Annotated in this window: 13 protein-coding genes; 10 read left to right on the top strand and 3 right to left on the bottom strand. The window is 68.8% G+C overall.

Annotated features, from left to right (window positions below; genetic code table 11):
* Positions 1-16: 16 nt before the first annotated feature.
* Together G4H71_RS02725 and G4H71_RS02720 are read right to left on the bottom strand one after the other, a co-directional pair.
* A complete protein-coding gene (locus tag G4H71_RS02725) occupies positions 17-478 on the bottom strand; it encodes an acyl-CoA thioesterase (protein WP_072736905.1) in 462 nt (153 codons plus the stop codon).
* Between the two features lie 96 nt (positions 479-574).
* A complete protein-coding gene (locus G4H71_RS02720) occupies positions 575-1,306 on the bottom strand; it encodes an HNH endonuclease family protein (protein ID WP_371842142.1) in 732 nt (243 codons plus the stop codon).
* A 189-nt stretch (positions 1,307-1,495) separates the two neighbouring features.
* On the opposite strand from G4H71_RS02720, the gene G4H71_RS02715 reads away from it, so the two are divergent.
* From G4H71_RS02715 to G4H71_RS02695, 5 genes are all read left to right on the top strand, one after another.
* The gene (locus G4H71_RS02715; protein WP_072736906.1) at positions 1,496-3,325 is read left to right on the top strand and encodes an ABC transporter ATP-binding protein; all 1,830 of its coding nucleotides are present in this window, start codon (positions 1,496-1,498) and stop codon (positions 3,323-3,325) included.
* Positions 3,326-3,384: 59 nt separating this feature from the next.
* Positions 3,385-5,208, top strand: coding sequence for an ABC transporter ATP-binding protein (locus G4H71_RS02710; protein WP_246442615.1), 1,824 nt, complete (start codon positions 3,385-3,387; stop codon positions 5,206-5,208).
* A gap of 78 nt (positions 5,209-5,286) precedes the next feature.
* Entirely contained in the window at positions 5,287-5,946 is a 660-nt protein-coding gene (locus G4H71_RS02705; RefSeq protein WP_246442618.1) for a TetR/AcrR family transcriptional regulator, read from the top strand.
* Between the two features lie 75 nt (positions 5,947-6,021).
* On the top strand, positions 6,022-8,823 hold the full coding sequence (locus tag G4H71_RS02700; RefSeq protein ID WP_072736907.1) for a DEAD/DEAH box helicase: 2,802 nt from the start codon (positions 6,022-6,024) through the stop codon (positions 8,821-8,823).
* Positions 8,820-9,590: an SWIM zinc finger family protein gene (locus tag G4H71_RS02695; RefSeq protein ID WP_072736908.1), complete on the top strand. Its 771-nt coding sequence runs from the start codon at positions 8,820-8,822 to the stop codon at positions 9,588-9,590. The genes G4H71_RS02700 and G4H71_RS02695 overlap by 4 nt, the downstream gene beginning before the upstream one ends.
* Here the strand turns inward: G4H71_RS02695 and G4H71_RS02690 are convergent.
* A complete protein-coding gene (locus G4H71_RS02690) occupies positions 9,583-10,221 on the bottom strand; it encodes a TIGR03086 family metal-binding protein (RefSeq protein ID WP_246442621.1) in 639 nt (212 codons plus the stop codon). The genes G4H71_RS02695 and G4H71_RS02690 overlap by 8 nt on opposite strands.
* 245 nt (positions 10,222-10,466) lie before the next feature.
* On the opposite strand from G4H71_RS02690, the gene G4H71_RS02685 reads away from it, so the two are divergent.
* From G4H71_RS02685 to G4H71_RS02665, 5 genes are read left to right on the top strand one after another with little or no spacing between them, the layout of a single operon-like run.
* Entirely contained in the window at positions 10,467-11,969 is a 1,503-nt protein-coding gene (locus G4H71_RS02685; protein WP_072736996.1) for a CoA-acylating methylmalonate-semialdehyde dehydrogenase, read from the top strand.
* Positions 11,970-11,982: 13 nt separating this feature from the next.
* Entirely contained in the window at positions 11,983-13,137 is a 1,155-nt protein-coding gene (locus G4H71_RS02680) for an acyl-CoA dehydrogenase family protein (protein ID WP_072736909.1), read from the top strand.
* Entirely contained in the window at positions 13,134-14,186 is a 1,053-nt protein-coding gene (locus tag G4H71_RS02675) for an enoyl-CoA hydratase/isomerase family protein (RefSeq protein ID WP_072736910.1), read from the top strand. The genes G4H71_RS02680 and G4H71_RS02675 overlap by 4 nt, the downstream gene beginning before the upstream one ends.
* 55 nt (positions 14,187-14,241) lie before the next feature.
* The gene (gene mmsB, locus G4H71_RS02670) at positions 14,242-15,147 is read left to right on the top strand and encodes a 3-hydroxyisobutyrate dehydrogenase (protein WP_072736997.1); all 906 of its coding nucleotides are present in this window, start codon (positions 14,242-14,244) and stop codon (positions 15,145-15,147) included.
* Positions 15,144-15,920, top strand: coding sequence for an enoyl-CoA hydratase (locus G4H71_RS02665; protein ID WP_072736911.1), 777 nt, complete (start codon positions 15,144-15,146; stop codon positions 15,918-15,920). The genes mmsB and G4H71_RS02665 overlap by 4 nt, the downstream gene beginning before the upstream one ends.

The raw sequence follows: 15,920 nt of genomic DNA, 5'->3' as shown, positions 1-15,920 counted from the left end.
AGGGAGCTGCCCGTGATCAGGCGGGCGGAGTGACCAACTGTTCGGCGGCTGCCCGGATCCGTTCGGGGATCGGTACCGGCGTGCGGGTGACCGCGTCGACGTAGACGTGGACGAAGCGTCCGGTCGCGGCGAGGGTGAGGTCGTCGTCGTCCTCACGGAAGATGGCGAGCGCGTAGACGATGCTGCGTGTGCCCAGGCGCTCGACGGACAGGCCCACCCGTAGCCGATCCGGGAACGACAGTTCCGAGTGGTAGCGGCACGAGGTCTCCGCGACGACGCCGATCGCGGGAAGGGCGCGGATATCGCGACCGGTCGCGTCGATGAGCCAGGCGTTCACCGCGGTGTCGAAGTACGAGTAGTAGACGACGTTGTTGACGTGCCCGTAGTGGTCGTTGTCGTCCCACCGGGTCGGCACCGGCCAGAGGACAGGGAAGTCGGACGCGATGGGTGGGGCGAGGGGCGTGCGGTTCTCGGTCATCGAGGCAGAACGATAGCCCACGCCACTCGGCCGACTCCGGGCCCTTTCGGCAGGCGCCGCGTTTCTCGGTAGCCGCCATGGCGGGGCTGGTGGTGCTCAACAGCGTGCCGCCACGTCGGCCAACGCTCGTCGATCGGCGTCGGTGACGGGCAGCGCGTACTGCACCGCCACCGTGAGGTACTTGCCGGCGTAGAAGCAGTGGTACGCGGGGTGCGGCGGCAGCCAGTCCGCCGGGGTCTTGTCGCCCTTGTCCATGTTGTCGCGGCGGTTGACGGCCAGCAGATTGAACTCGACGTCGTTGGCGAAACGGATGCGCTGCTCCCGGGTCCACTCCGACGCGCCCATGTCCCACGCCGTGGCGAGGGGATAGACATGGTCGACGTGCACGGCGGCACCGTCCGCCCGAGTGAAGTCGACCAGCACCCCCGAGTACGGGTCGGCGAGGGTTCCCGATGCCACCACGCACTCGCCCGTTCCGGGTTGGAAGGCCACCGACGTCAGCGTCGTTCCCAGCACGTTGTTGCGGGTGTCGCAGCCGTCGCGGCCGTGCGCGGCATCGTTCGCGTCGGTCCAGGCCGGCCCGAACACGCACGCCTGTCCGCCGCTGCATCCTCGCTCGTAGCCGCCGGGACGGGGCCGGCTGGGCACGGATTCGACTGCCGCGAGGAGTGTGTCGAGTTGTTCGCGGGTGGGGCTGCCGGGCGCAGGTGCGGTGCGGAACGGATCGAGGACCGTGTCGCATGTGGCCGCGTAGGCGACCACCACGAGCACACACGCCGCCCAGCGCAGGCGCCTGCTGTTCCGTTGGAAACCCTGATCGATCCTCACGACATCCCCCCGAAAGCCGTCCCCGTGGCGACCAGTATCGCCTGAGACACCGACGCGCACATCCGGGTCCGGTCCCCGTTCGAGTTCGCTCTTGCGGGTTCTGCCGACCGGCTCTAATGTGAAGCCCGTTCATTATTAAGTATGGGCAACCTAACTCGACCAGACTCGTAGGACACAGGAGCGTCGCGAATGACGACAGACACCGCGGTGGCGGACGAGGCGTCAGCGGAGCAGGAACCCGATTCCCTGCAGCAGCAGAATCCCGGCGGGAAGCCGCTGAAAGCACTGCTGAGGCCGGTCGCTCCGAAATTGGCGATCGGCCGAATTCTGGCCGTGATCTCCGCGCTCCTCGCGGTGGTCCCCTATATCGCACTGGTCCACATCGGGGACATGCTGCTGCGGGCGGTGGCGGCGGGCGAGCCGGTCGACGGTGACGAGGTCCAGCGCTGGTTGCGCATTCTGGTCATCACCTTCACCCTTCGGCTCCTCGTCTACTTCGTGGCCCTGACGATCACGCACGTCGCCGACATCCAGCTCGGTCACGTCATCCGGCAGCGGATGGTGGAGCGGTTCGCCAGGGTGCCGCTCGTCTGGTTCACCTCCACCAACTCCGGCCGGGTCCGCAAGGCGCTTCAGGACGACATCGGCACCGTGCACAATCTCATCGCGCATCAGCCCGTCGACGGAACGAACGCCGCCGTGATGCCGCTGGCACTGATGGTGTACGCCTTCGTCGTCGACTGGCGGCTCGGTCTGCTCACCGTGGCCACGATTCCGCTGTACGTCGCGGCGACGGCCTTCTCGATGCGAGGTATGGGCGCGAAGACGGCCGAGATGGATCAACGCCTGTCGACGGTGTCGGCCAGGATGGTCGAGTTCGTCACCGGCATCACCGTCGTCAAGGCCTTCGGCCGGGTGGGCCGTGCGCACCGCCGATACCAGGACGCTGCCGAGGAGTTCCAGCAGTTCTACTACTCCTGGGTGGGTCCCCTCATCCGGGTCAGTTCGCTCGGAAGCTCGTTGCTGGCCGTGCCGCTGATCCTGCTCATCAACATCGGCGGGGGCACCTGGCTGGTCCATCGTGATCTCGTGACTCCGGCGAACGTGCTGGCGACCTCGCTGATCGCGCTGCTCGTTCCCTACGGCATCGAGGTGCTGATGAACTCGATGTGGGCGCAGCAGATGGCTGTCGCCTCGGCGCAGCGGATCGTCGACCTGCTGGACACGCCCGTCCTCGACGATCGCGCCGGTGACACCCTCCCGGTCGGCCACGAGGTGGTCTTCGATCGGGTCAGCTACTCCTACGGCTCCGGAGACGACGCCGAACTCGCCCTGGACGAGGTCGGTTTCACGTTGCGGGAGGGGACCGTCACCGCGCTGGTCGGTCCGTCGGGTTCCGGCAAGTCGACCATCGCGACGCTCCTCGCTCGGTTCGACGACCCGCGGTCCGGGCAGATCCGGCTCGGCGGCGTGCCGGTGGCAGCCATCGGCGATCTCTATTCGCACGTCGGTTTCGTGCTGCAGGATCCACAGCTGCCGGCGATCAGCATCCGGGACAACATCGCGCTCGGTCGTCCCGACGCGACCGACGAGCAGATCCGCGAGGCCGCACGAGCGGCGCAGATTCTCGACGAGATCGATTCTCTTCCACGGGGGTTCGACACCGTGTACGGATCCGACACGGGACTGTCCGGCGGCCAGGCCCAGCGCATCGCGATCGCCCGCGCCATCCTGGTCGACGCCCCCGTCCTCGTCCTCGACGAGGCGACCGCCCTCACCGATCCCGAGTCGCAACATCAGATCCAGCAGGCGTTGTCCCGCCTGGTCCGAGGGCGCACGGTGCTGGTGATCGGTCACCGACCCGAGGTGATCAGCGGTGTCGACCAGATCGTTCTCGTCGAATCCGGGCGCGTCGTCGCGACCGGAACCCACGACGACCTGCTCGAGGAACCAGCCTATGCCCGGCTGTGGCGCTTCGCCGACGCGACGTCGTCGGCCGGCGCGGAAGGAGGACTGTGATGTCCCGCAGTGAGAACTCCCGCAGTGAGAATTCCCGCAGTGAGAATTCCCGGAGTGAGATGCCCCCGAGCGACAAGGTCCGGTCCGGCCGGGCGAGTCTGCCGCTGCTCGACATCGTCCCGCGGATGCGCAGGATGGTCTCGCGGCCCGAGGCGATGCGCCCCGCTCTCGCGGTGGCCGCGGTCTCCGGGCTCACCGAAGGCCTGGCGTTGGCGGCGATGCTTCCGGCGATCAGTTCACTGTCCTCCGGCGAACCGGTGTGGGGGATGCGAGTCGGTGGCTGGCTCACGGTGTTCGCGGTCCTGGCGTCTGCGAGTTTCGGCCTCAACTACCTGCAGAGCCGGAAGACCTACGCGGTGGCACTGGACTTCCTCCACAGCATTCACCGGCTCGTCGGTGACCAGGTCTCCAAGCAGCCGCTCGGCTGGTTCGGGCGACCGATCGCAGGACGCCTGTCCCGGATGGTCTCGACCGAGCTGATGTCGGCCGGGGAGATCTTCGCGCACATGATCGGACCGCTCGTGGCCCGCACCGCCTCGGGTCTGGTGGTGGTCGTCGCGGCATGGTTCTGGGACCCGCTACTCGGCCTGATCCTCACCGTCGCGGTGCCGGTGTTCGTCGTCATCACGCTGGCGGCGACGGCTCTGATGCGCCGAGGACGAGCCGTTCACGAACCGGAGGAGGTGATTCTGTCGAACCGGATCGTCGAGTATGCGCAATGCCAGGGAGCGCTGCGCTCGTGTGGCCGATCCGACGACTTCCCGCCGCTCACGGACGCTCTCGATCGCACCCGGTCCGCCAAGATGCGTGCCCACTGGGTCGAGACCGTCGGCATGATGCTCAGCGGCATGGCCACGCAGGGGGTGGTCGTCGTGCTGATCGTCGTCACCGGTTCGCTGGCGGTTTCCGGCACGCTCGAACCGATTCCGGCCCTGGCTTTCATCGGTCTGGCGCTGCGATTCACCTCGATCCTCTCGGCCATCACCGAGAGCGCGATGGCTCTCGAGTCGAGGCGCCCACTACTCGACGCCCTGGACGACGTCCTCACGGCGGAGGCACTGCCCGAGCCCGCTACTCCCGCCGAACTCACCGCACCCGGAACCATCGAGCTCGAGAACGTGACCTTCGGCTACGCCGAGGGCACGGAACCGGTGCTGAAGGGTGTCTCCCTCTCGGTGCCGTCCAGGTCGATGGTGGCGCTGGTCGGCCCCTCCGGGAGCGGCAAGACCACGATCGCCCGGCTGATCAGCCGGTTCCACGACGTCGACTCCGGGACCGTGAAGGTGGGTGGAGTGCCGGTCACCGAGCAGACCGGCGAGCAACTGATGGCGCAACTGTCGATGGTCTTCCAGGACGTCTATCTGTTCGACGACACCCTCGCGGCCAACATCGCGATCGGCAGGGCCGGGGCTACCGAGGGCGAGATCCGAGCCGCCGCCGACCTCGCCGGTGTCTCCGAGATCGCTCGACGGCTGCCCGACGGCTGGGACACCCGGGTCGGCGAGGGAGGACGTGCGCTGTCCGGTGGTGAGCGTCAGCGCGTCGCGATCGCTCGTGCGCTGCTCAAGCAGGCTCCGATCGTGCTGTTCGACGAGGCCACCTCGGCGCTGGACGTCGAGAACGAGGCGAACATCGTCGCCGCGATCGAGAAGCTCCGCGAGCAGGCGACCGTTCTGATCATCGCGCATCGGCTCGACACCATCGTCGCGGCGGACCGGATCATCGCGCTGGACGACCGTGGCGGCGTCGAGGCGCAGGGCACGCACGAGGAGCTGTTGTCGACGGTCGGCGCCGACGACGCGGCCGGGGCGTCGCGGAGCGGGACCTATCGGCGGTTCTGGGAGCGGTTGCGCAGCGCACAGGGCTGGCAGCTGACCGGGTAGCGGAGCGAGGAGTGTGTTCCCGCTCCGGATCGCCGCAGGGATGTGGGCGGCCCGGCGGGATATCACTAATCTGAATACGTGAATGTGTCGCCGCGTGCCACGCGCAGAATCCCGGGTGCCAAGAAGGTCGGGCGCAAGCCCGCCTTCACCCGCGAGGACGTGGTGGCCGCGGCGATCGCCGAAGGGATCGACCGGTTCCGCCTGTCGGCGGTCGCGGATCGGCTCGGGGTGGTCCCGGCGGCGATCTACCGGCTCTTCCCCTCCCGCGACGATCTGGTGGTCGCCTGCCTCGACGCCGCCGGTGCGACCCTGCGGATGCCGGAGCCCGGCATGTCCTGGCGCGAGACGCTGAGCCTCTGGGCGGACGAGTGCTGGCGTGTGTGCGAGGACTTCCCGGGGTTGAGCGGGCTCGTGTACGCCTACCCGTCCGCATTCACCAGGATCGAGTACGTGTTCGCCGCGTATGCCGCGAACCTGAAGGCACAGGGGAAATCCACCCGGCAGGCGATGTTCGCTCTGGACTTCATCGGCGACTCGGTCTTCGCCTCCCACCTGAGCGTCGAATCGATGCGGTCCGTCGACGAGGACGGCACGTCCGGCCTCGACCGGGTTCGCGCGGCGATCGGTGACGCCGACGTCGTGATGGAACCGCAGGATTCCTGGACCGACAGGGGCGCCGTCGACACGAAGATCGACTTCATCCTCACCGGACTCGAACGTCACTGGCCCGAACTGTGAACCCGACCGGCCGAGCCCGGGAGAGGCACTTCGGTCGGATGCGGTGTTGTCGGTTCGTACTGATTGGATAGGGGCATGCTGCACGGCCTCTGGACCTCGGAATCGGGGCTCATGCTGTGGGTGGACGATTCCTCGGTACCCGTTCCGGACGGATCCACCGACCCCGTGGACCGTGTTCTCGGGCGGAAGTTCCGGCATCGGGTTCCCGTCCCCGTCCCGGAGGGTGCGGGGACGGTCTCACAGCCGGCGACGGCGATGGATCCGCGCACCGCCGCCGGGTTCCTGTTGTCGCTGCCGCCGCGCGATCACCGAGTGGCCGGGGACCTCCGGTATCTGGCGCACGTCACCCGCGGTATCGACCGGTGGGCGAGGGCCGGCCGCGTCGTCCCGGAACTGCATCGTGTCGAGGGGCAGTGGTGGCCGCGGTGGCGGTTGGTCGGTGGGGAGCGGCAGCGGGCGTGGCTCACGGAACTGGCGGTCGCCATGCCTCCGGTCCAGCGGCGGGACGCCACCGCTCGCGAGGTGCTCGAACACTTCACCGCGGAGATCACCGACCCGGTGGTCCGTCGGATCGTCGGCTTCGCCGACGTGGAGGGGCCGTTCACGGAGGCTCTGGTGGCGGGTGAGTCGCTGGAGCAGGGGCACGCGAAGCTCGCCGCCGGGCTCGACGCGTGGCGGGCAAGCCTGACGGTCGACGAGCCGGAGCTCGTGCTGCGGCTGCTCGAACCGGAGGACGCCGTCGTGGAGGGGGCCGATCCCGGGGAGACGTTGTGGCGGCTCCAGGTATGTCTGCGACCGGAGGGAGAAGCCCCGGAACCGGTGGCGTTGCACCGCAGTGAACCGCAGCGGCTGCAACTCGGTGTCCGGAAGCTCGCCGAGGCGGTCGCCGCGTACCCCCGGCTGCGCGACGTGCCGTCCGACCCCGACAGCCTCGATCTCCTGCTGCCGCTGCCCGTCGTGACCGACCTGGTGGCGCACGGGGCGCACGCGCTGAAGGAGCGGGGGATCGGCGTGTTGCTGCCACGGGAGTGGAGCGTCGTGACGCCGTCGCTGCGGTTGCGGGTGGCGCCGGCGACCGCGGCCACCGCCGAGAATCGGGCAGTGGGCAAGGACCAGTTGGTCGACTTCCGTTGGGAATTGGCGCTCGGCAACCTGGTTCTCACTCCGGAGGAACTGGCCCGGCTGGTCGAATCCAAGAGCGACCTGGTGCGGCTCCGCGGACAATGGGTCCAGGCGGACAGCCGGGCGCTCGCGCGGGCGGCGCGCTATGTCGCGGACCGTCACGCCAGCGGGGACCGCGCCGTCGTCGATCTGATGAAGGACCTGATCGCCGACGACGCCCGGGAGTTGCCCGTCGACGAGATCACCGCCACCGGGTGGGCCCGGACCCTCCTCGACGTGCATGCCGCGCCGGAGCCGGTGGCCCTGCCCGCCACGGTGCACGCCACGCTCCGCCCGTACCAGCAACGGGGCGTCGACTGGTTGGCGTTCATGAGCCGGGCCGGCTTGGGTGCAGTCCTCGCCGACGACATGGGACTGGGCAAGACCTTGCAGGTTCTGGCACTTCTGGCGCACGAGAACCACCCGCTCCCGACGCTGTTGGTGTCCCCGATGTCGGTGGTCGGCAACTGGCAACGGGAGGCCGAGAGGTTCGTGCCCTCGCTTCGGGTGCTCGTGCATCACGGCCCCGACCGGCTGCGGGGTCCGGCGCTCGCCGAGGCGGTCGCCGGATCGGACCTGGTGGTCACCACCTACGCCCTGCTGGCCCGCGACGTCGCGGAGCTGAAGGAACTCGAGTGGCGCCGGATCGTCCTCGACGAGGCGCAGCACATCAAGAACCCGGCCACCTCCCAGGCGCGCGCGGCGCGGGCGGTACCCGCCCAGCACCGGATCGCGCTCACCGGTACTCCCGTGGAGAATCGGCTGGACGAGTTGCGGTCGATTCTCGACTTCGCCAATCGAGGCATCCTCGGATCGGCGTCGCTGTTCCGCAAGCGATTCGCGATACCGATCGAGCGCGAGCAGGATGCGCAGGCGGTGTCCCGGCTCCGTACCGTCACGGCGCCGTTCGTGCTGCGCCGGGTCAAGACGGATCCCGACGTCATCGCCGATCTGCCGGAGAAACTGGAGATGACGGTGCGGGCGAACCTCACCGCCGAGCAGGCCGCGCTGTACCGCGCCGTCGTGGACGAGATGCTCACCGAGATCAAGGGTGAGTCCGGGATCTCCCGCAAGGGTGCGGTGCTGGCGGCGCTGACGAAGCTCAAGCAGGTGTGCAACCATCCGGCGCATTTCCTGCACGACGGATCCGGCGTGTTGCGACGTGGTCATCACCGTTCCGGCAAGCTGGGTCTGGTCGAGGACATCGTGGATTCCGTTCTCGCGGAAGGGGAGAAGGTCCTGCTCTTCACACAGTTCCGCGAGTTCGGCGACCTCGCGGTGCCGTATCTGGTGCAGCGCTTCGGTTCCGACGTGCCCTTCCTGCACGGCGGGGTGAGCAAGAGCAGGCGGGACCGGATGGTGGAGCGGTTCCAGTCGGAGGAGGGGCCGCCGATCATGGTGCTGTCCCTCAAGGCGGGGGGAACGGGGCTCAACCTCACCGCGGCCAATCACGTCGTGCACCTGGACCGGTGGTGGAATCCCGCGGTGGAGAACCAGGCGACCGATCGGGCATTCCGGATCGGGCAGCGTCGCGACGTGCAGGTCCGCAAGCTCGTGTGCGTCGGCACGCTCGAGGAGCGGATAGACACGATGATCGCGAACAAGCGTGAGCTGGCCGATCTCGCGGTGGGCACCGGAGAGAACTGGGTGACGGAGATGAGCACCGACGAACTCGGCGAGTTGCTGCGGCTCGGCGACGAGGCGGTGGGCGAGTGAGCGAGCGTGACCCGCGCGGGAGCTTCCGCGACTACGGCCGTCGACGTCCGGTCGTCGGCGGTGTCGAAGCCCGTTCTCGGCGTGGCGCGTTCGCCCGGAACTGGTGGGGGCGCGCCTTCGTCGACGCCGTGGAGGCGGTCGGTGACGCCGGCAGGTTGTCGAGGGGACGCACCTATGCCCGCAGCGGACAGGTCGTGGCCCTCGACATCACGCCGGGACTGATTCGCGCGGAAGTGCAAGGCAGCCAGATCCAGCCGTTCACGGCGTCGGTGTCGGTGCGCCCGCTCACCACCGACGAGATCGAGGAGTTGTCCGCGACGGTGCGTCGACAGCCGGGAGCTCTGGCGACGTTGGCCGGTGGCACGGTCCCGGAGAACCTGGCGCCGTTGCTCCTGCCGGACGGTGCCGCGGCCTTCGACTTCGACTGCACCTGCCCGGACGACGGGTGGCCGTGCAAGCACGCCGCGGCGATCGTCTATCTCGCGGCCGAGCGTATCGACATCGATCCGCTCCTGGTGCTCACCCTGCGGGGTGTGCGCCTCGACGCGTTGATGGACGCGGTCGGGGGAGGCGGCCCGGGAAGCGACGAGGACTGGTACGGCGAGAGCACCCGGCTGCCCCGACTGCCCGGGGTGGAGTTCTCGGCGGCGATCGAGGACCTCGATCCCCTGCTGCTGCGGGGAGCGCTGAGGACGGTCGACCCGGACGGTCGGGAGGTCGAGCGGACGATCGCCGAACTGGCCGACCTGTACCGCAGGCTCAGGTGACGGTCGGGGCCCACACCGGGTCCCGGCCTGAGAGCGCGATCAGCCGTTCGAGCTCGGTGGCGTGCGCCGGTGGGTCGACGGGCGGACCGAAGCGGCCGTGCCGCATAGGCTCCGGAAGTCGGGCGAAGAACGAGGTGGCGAAGCGGACGGAGTGGGGATCGCAGTCGAAACCCTGACCGCTGGCGCGGGCGATGTCCCATCCGTGCACGACCAGTTCGTCCAGTGCGATCAGCCCTGCCGTCGCGGAATCCAGCCGCGTGCCGGCGGCCGTCGTCTCACCGGTCCATGCCGTCGGTGTACGCCAGGCCAGGGCGAGGCCGAGTACGTCGGCACGCACCCGTTCTCGGAGGGCCTTCGCGGACGCCGTGTCGTCGTCGCCCTCGCGCACGGGTGAGGCATCACGTCGCTTGCGGGCTGCGGCGGTGAAGGTGGTGGCCATCTCCCCGACATGACGGAGGAGTTCCCCGAGAGTGAACTCGGAGCACGGAGTCGGGGCGGCGAGTTGAGCGTCGCCGATGCCGGCGACGAGGCAGGCGGTACGACGGGCGGCGGGGCCGAGGTCGACCATGGCGGCCTCGGTCGGGGCTCGGGAACGCAGGTCTGCTCGTTCGAGGTCGAGATGGTCCGTCATCGGTGAATCCTTCCGGCCCGCCGAGCGCGCGGGTACGACGGCCGCGGACCGCATCGGAGTCGGCCGCCCCGGCGACGTCGTCCGCAGGCTCCTTCCAATGTAGGCCGGATCGGGCGGGGAGAGTAGACATACATGGACATCCAACTATAGGATGAGCGAGGTAATTCGGGTCACATTCGCCGAGGGCCGCCGTCGCGGTCGGCCACCCCGGGGCAGTAATTCAGGAACAAGGAGCGGTGCGCATCATGGTTCAGGAGCTCACGCATTTCGTCGGAGGCAAGCGGCTGCCGGGCACATCGGGACGATTCGCCGACGTCTACGACCCCAACACCGGCGAGGTGCAGTCCCGCGTGCCGCTGGCGAGCGCCGCCGAGGTGGATGCGGTGATCGCGAACGCGGCGGACGCGCAGCGCGAGTGGGCCGCGTTCAATCCGCAGAGGCGGGCTCGCGTGCTCATGAAGTTCCTGCAGCTCGCGCAGGCCGAGATGGACTCACTCGCGCGGCTGCTCTCCGCCGAGCACGGCAAGACGATCGCCGACGCCAAGGGTGACATCCAACGCGGACTCGAGGTCATCGAGTTCGCCGTCGGGGCCCCGCACCTGCTCAAGGGGGAGTACACCGAGAGCGCGGGCACCGGGATCGACGTGTACTCGATGCGCCAGCCGCTCGGCGTCGTCGCCGGTATCACCCCGTTCAACTTCCCGGCGATGATTCCGCTGTGGAAGGCGGGTCCGGCGCTGGCCTGTGGCAACGCGTTCGTCCTCAAGCCCTCCGAGCGGGATCCGTCGGTGCCGCTGCGGCTCGCGGAACTGTTCCTCGAGGCGGGACTCCCCGCCGGGGTGTTCAACGTCGTCAACGGCGACAAGGAGGTCGTCGACGCGCTGCTCACCGACGACAGGATCAAGGCCGTCGGCTTCGTCGGGTCCACCCCGATCGCCCAGTACATCTACGAGACCGCTGCCGCGCAGGGCAAGCGGGCACAGTGCTTCGGTGGTGCGAAGAACCACGCGATCGTGATGCCGGACGCAGACCTCGACGAGGTCGCCGACGCGCTGATCGGTGCCGGGTACGGCTCCGCGGGTGAGCGGTGCATGGCGATCTCCGTCGCGGTGCCGGTGGGGCAGGAGACGGCGGACGCGCTCGTCGCCAAGCTGGCCGAGCGGGTCGCCGACCTGACGATCGGGCGCAGCGACGACGAGGGTGCCGACTTCGGCCCGCTGGTCGGGCGGGACGCGCTGGACCGGGTGAACGACTACGTGCGGATCGGCATCGAGGAGGGCGCCGAGGCCGTGGTCGACGGCCGCGGATTCACCCTGGCCGGCCACGAGAACGGGTTCTTCGCCGGGGCCACCCTGTTCGACCAGGTCACCACCGACATGCGGATCTACAAGGAAGAGATCTTCGGGCCCGTGCTGTTGGTGGCGCGTGCCGCGGACTACGAGGAGGCGCTGCGCCTGCCCACCGACCACGAGTACGGCAACGGCGTCGCGATCTTCACTCGCGACGGAGACACGGCCCGCGACTTCACGAACCGGGTGAACGTGGGCATGGTGGGCGTCAACGTGCCGATCCCCGTTCCCATCGCGTACCACACGTTCGGTGGCTGGAAGCGGTCCGGATTCGGTGACCTCAACCAGCACGGGCCCGACTCCTTCCGCTTCTACACCAAGACGAAGACGGTGACCCAGCGGTGGCCTTCCGGCACGAAGGAGCAGGCCGACCACTTCGTCATCCCGACGATGAACTGAGCGTGGAGTTTTCGTGTTCACACTGACCGATGACGAGAAGGCGATCCGCGACACCGCCCGCGACTTCGCCGACGAGTACCTGGCACCGCACGCCGTGGAATGGGACCAGAGCAAGCACTTCCCGGTGGACGTGCTGCGCAAGGCGGCGGCACTCGGGATGGGCGGGATCTACATTCGCGAGGACGTCGGCGGTTCGGGCCTCACCCGGGTCGACGCCACGCGGATCTTCGAGCAACTCGCCACGGGGTGCCCGTCGATCGCGGCCTACGTCTCGATCCACAACATGGTCACCTGGATGATCGACGCCTACGGCTCCGAGGAGCAGCGGCGGCGCTGGGTGCCGGGTCTGTCCGCGATGGACCTCCTGGGCAGCTACTGCCTCACCGAACCCGGTGCCGGTTCGGATGCGGCGGGGCTGCGCACCAGGGCCGTGCGGGACGGCGACGAGTACGTCCTCGACGGGGTGAAGCAGTTCATCTCCGGCGCGGGCGTCTCCGACGTGTACGTCGTCATGGCGCGCACCGGAGAGCCCGGGCCGAAGGGGATCTCGGCGTTCGTCGTCACCAAGGATTCCCCGGGCCTGTCGTTCGGTGCGAACGAGGTGAAGATGGGTTGGAACGCCCAGCCCACCCGACAGGTGATCCTCGAGGGTGTGCGGGTCCCCGCCTCGCACCGGCTCGGTGCGGAAGGAGCGGGCTTCGCCATCGCGATGAACGGGCTCAACGGGGGCCGGCTCAACATCGCGGCCTGCTCCGTCGGCGGTGCGCAGGCCGCCCTGGAAGCCGCCACCGCCTACGTCACGGACCGCTCGGCCTTCGGCCGGCCCGTCTCCGAACTGCAGACCGTGCAGTTCACACTCGCCGACATGAAGACCGAGCTCGAGGCCGCACGCACCCTGCTGTGGCGCGCCGCCGAGGCGCTCGAGACGGGCGCCCCGGACCGGGTCGAGTTGTGCGCCATGGCGAAGAGGTTCGCCACCGACACCGGGTTCGACGTCGCGAACCGGGCGCTCCAACTGCACGGTGGGTACGGCTATCTTGCGGAGTACGGGATCGAGAAGATCGTCCGGGATCTGCGCGTGCACCAGATCCTGGAGGGAACCAACGAGATCATGCGGGTCGTCATCTCCCGCAGCATGATCGAGTCGAACAGACGAGGAGCAGCATGACCAAGCCCGGTGACGCCGAGGTGTCGATCGAGGTTCGGGACGGGATCGGGCACATCACCCTGAACCGGCCGAAGGCCATCAATGCGCTGAACCACGAGATGGTCCGGGCGATGGCCGGAGCGCTCGAGCAGTGGCGGGGTGACGACGCGGTGCGGGCAGTTCTCGTCCGGGGTGCCGGTGAGCGCGGTCTCTGCGCGGGCGGCGACATCGTCGCCATCCACCACGACGCGAAGGCCGGTGGCGCGGGCTCACTCGACTTCTGGCGCGACGAGTACGTCCTCAACGCGGCGATCGCGCGGTACCCGAAGCCCTACGTGGCGATCATGGACGGGATCGTCATGGGTGGCGGGGTCGGTATCTCCGCGCACGGTTCCGTGCGTGTCGTCACCGAACGGTCGATGATCGGAATGCCGGAAACCGGAATCGGATTCATCCCCGACGTCGGCGGAACGTACCTGCTGGCGCGGGCACCGGGGCAGCTCGGGACGCACGTGGCGCTGACGACGGCGAGGATGAGCGGCGCGGACGCGATCGCCTGTGGTTTCGCCGATCACTTCGTCCCGTCGGAGTCGATCGACGAGTTCGTGGCCGCGCTCGCGGCAGGGCCGGTCGACGCAGCGGTCGCGGCCTTCGGCCGCCCCGCCCCGGAATCGGATCTGCTCGCGCAGCGTGAGTGGATCGATGCGGCGTACTCGGCGGACAGCGTCCGCGAGATCGTCGACCGACTGCAGGCGAGCCCGATCGAGGAGGCACGCAAGGCGGCCGAGCAGGTGCTGTCGAAGTCGCCGATCGCGCTCTCGGTGACCCTGCGATCCCTGCGCCGGGCGGAGCGGTCGCCGAGCCTCGAGGAGACCCTGAACGAGGAGTACCGGGTCTCCACCGCGAGCCTGCGTTCGCACGACCTGGTCGAGGGCATTCGGGCGCAGGTCATCGACAAGGACCGGAGCCCGAAGTGGTCGCCGGCCACGCTCGAGGAGGTGACCGGCGGCGCGGTCGACGCCTACTTCGCTCCGCTCGGCGACGCCGAACTGGGTCTCACCGCACCGTAGTCCGCATTCCGTCGTCGCGGATACCGCGGCGCACACACGTCTGGAAGGACACATGATGAGCACGACAGTCGCGTTCCTCGGCCTCGGCCACATGGGTGGCCCGATGGCGGCGAACCTCGTGAGTGGGGGATACGCCGTCACCGGATTCGATCTGGCCGCACCGGCACTCGAACAGGCCCGCCGGGACGGGGTGGCCGTCGCGGACACGGCCGTCGACGCGGTGGCGTCCGCCGATGTCGTCGTCACGATGCTGCCCAGCGGCGCTCACGTCCTCGGTCTCTACGACGAGATCCTGCCTGCGGCCCGGCCGGGAACCCTGTTCGTCGACTGCTCGACGATCGACGTCGCCGACGCCCGCGCCGCTCACGACAAGGCTGTCGCCGCGGGGCACCGCAATGTGGACGCGCCGGTCTCGGGCGGCGTCGTGGGCGCCACGGCGGGCACCCTCGCGTTCATGGTCGGCGGGTCCGACGAGGACTTCGCTGCCGTGTCACCGCTCCTGGATGTCATGGGCCGCAAGGTGGTCCACTGCGGTGGGCCCGGGGTCGGTCAGGCGGCGAAGATCTGCAACAACATGATCCTCGGCGTGTCGATGATCGCGGTGAGCGAGGCGTTCGTGCTCGGGGAGAAGCTGGGCCTGAGCAATCAGGCGCTCTTCGACGTCGCGTCGAACGCGTCCGGGCAGTGCTGGGCGCTGACCACCAACTGTCCGGTGCCCGGTCCGGTTCCCACCAGCCCGGCGAACAACGATTACCAGCCAGGATTCGCGGTCGCGCTCATGGACAAGGATCTGGGGCTGGCGGCGAATGCCCTGGAATCGCACGGCGTCGCCGCCGAACTGGGGCGGCGGGCGGCCGACATCTATCGGCGTCTGCACTCCGACGGCGCGGGCGGACAGGACTTCTCCGCCGTCGTCAACGCCATCCGCTCCCACTCGACCACCGACAAGGACGTGAAGTGACCGATTTCGAGACCATTCTGCTCGAGCGTCGTGGACGTGTCGGGGTGATCACCCTCCACCGGCCGAAGGCGCTCAACGCGCTCAACTCGCAACTGATGCGCGAGGTCGTCGCCGCCGCGGAGGAACTCGACGCGGACGAGGCGATCGGTGCGATCGTGCTCACCGGTTCGGAGCGAGCGTTCGCGGCCGGTGCGGACATCAAGGAGATGGCGCCCAAGACCTACATGGACGTCTATCTGTCGGACTTCTTCTCCGCCTGGGATCGGCTGGCAGCCGTCCGCACCCCCACGATCGCGGCGGTGTCGGGGTATGCGCTCGGCGGCGGCTGCGAGTTGGCGATGCTCTGTGACATCCTGCTCGCCTCCGACACCGCGGTGTTCGGGCAGCCGGAGATCAAGCTCGGAGTCATCCCGGGCATCGGTGGCTCGCAGCGCCTGACCCGGGCGGTCGGAAAGGCCAAGGCGATGGAGATGTGTCTGACCGGCCGCAACATGGATGCCGCCGAGGCGGAGCGGGCCGGGCTCGTCTCGCGGATCGTGCCGGCTGCCGACCTCCTCGACGACGCGCTGCGCACCGCCGAGACCATCGGGTCGATGTCTCTGCCGGTCGCGATGATGGCCAAGGAGGCGGTGAATCGCTCGTTCGAGTCGACCCTCGCCGAGGGTGTGCGGTTCGAGCGCCGGGTGTTCCACTCGACCTTCGCCACCGAGGACCAGAAGGAAGGCATGGCGGCATTCGTCGAGAAGCGTTCGCCGAACTTCACCCACCGTTGA

It is taken from the genome of Rhodococcus triatomae, assembly GCF_014217785.1.
Lineage (GTDB): Bacteria > Actinomycetota > Actinomycetes > Mycobacteriales > Mycobacteriaceae > Rhodococcus_F > Rhodococcus_F triatomae.
Note: the sequence above shows the minus strand (reverse complement) of the source record. Positions and strands in the feature narration are given on the sequence as shown.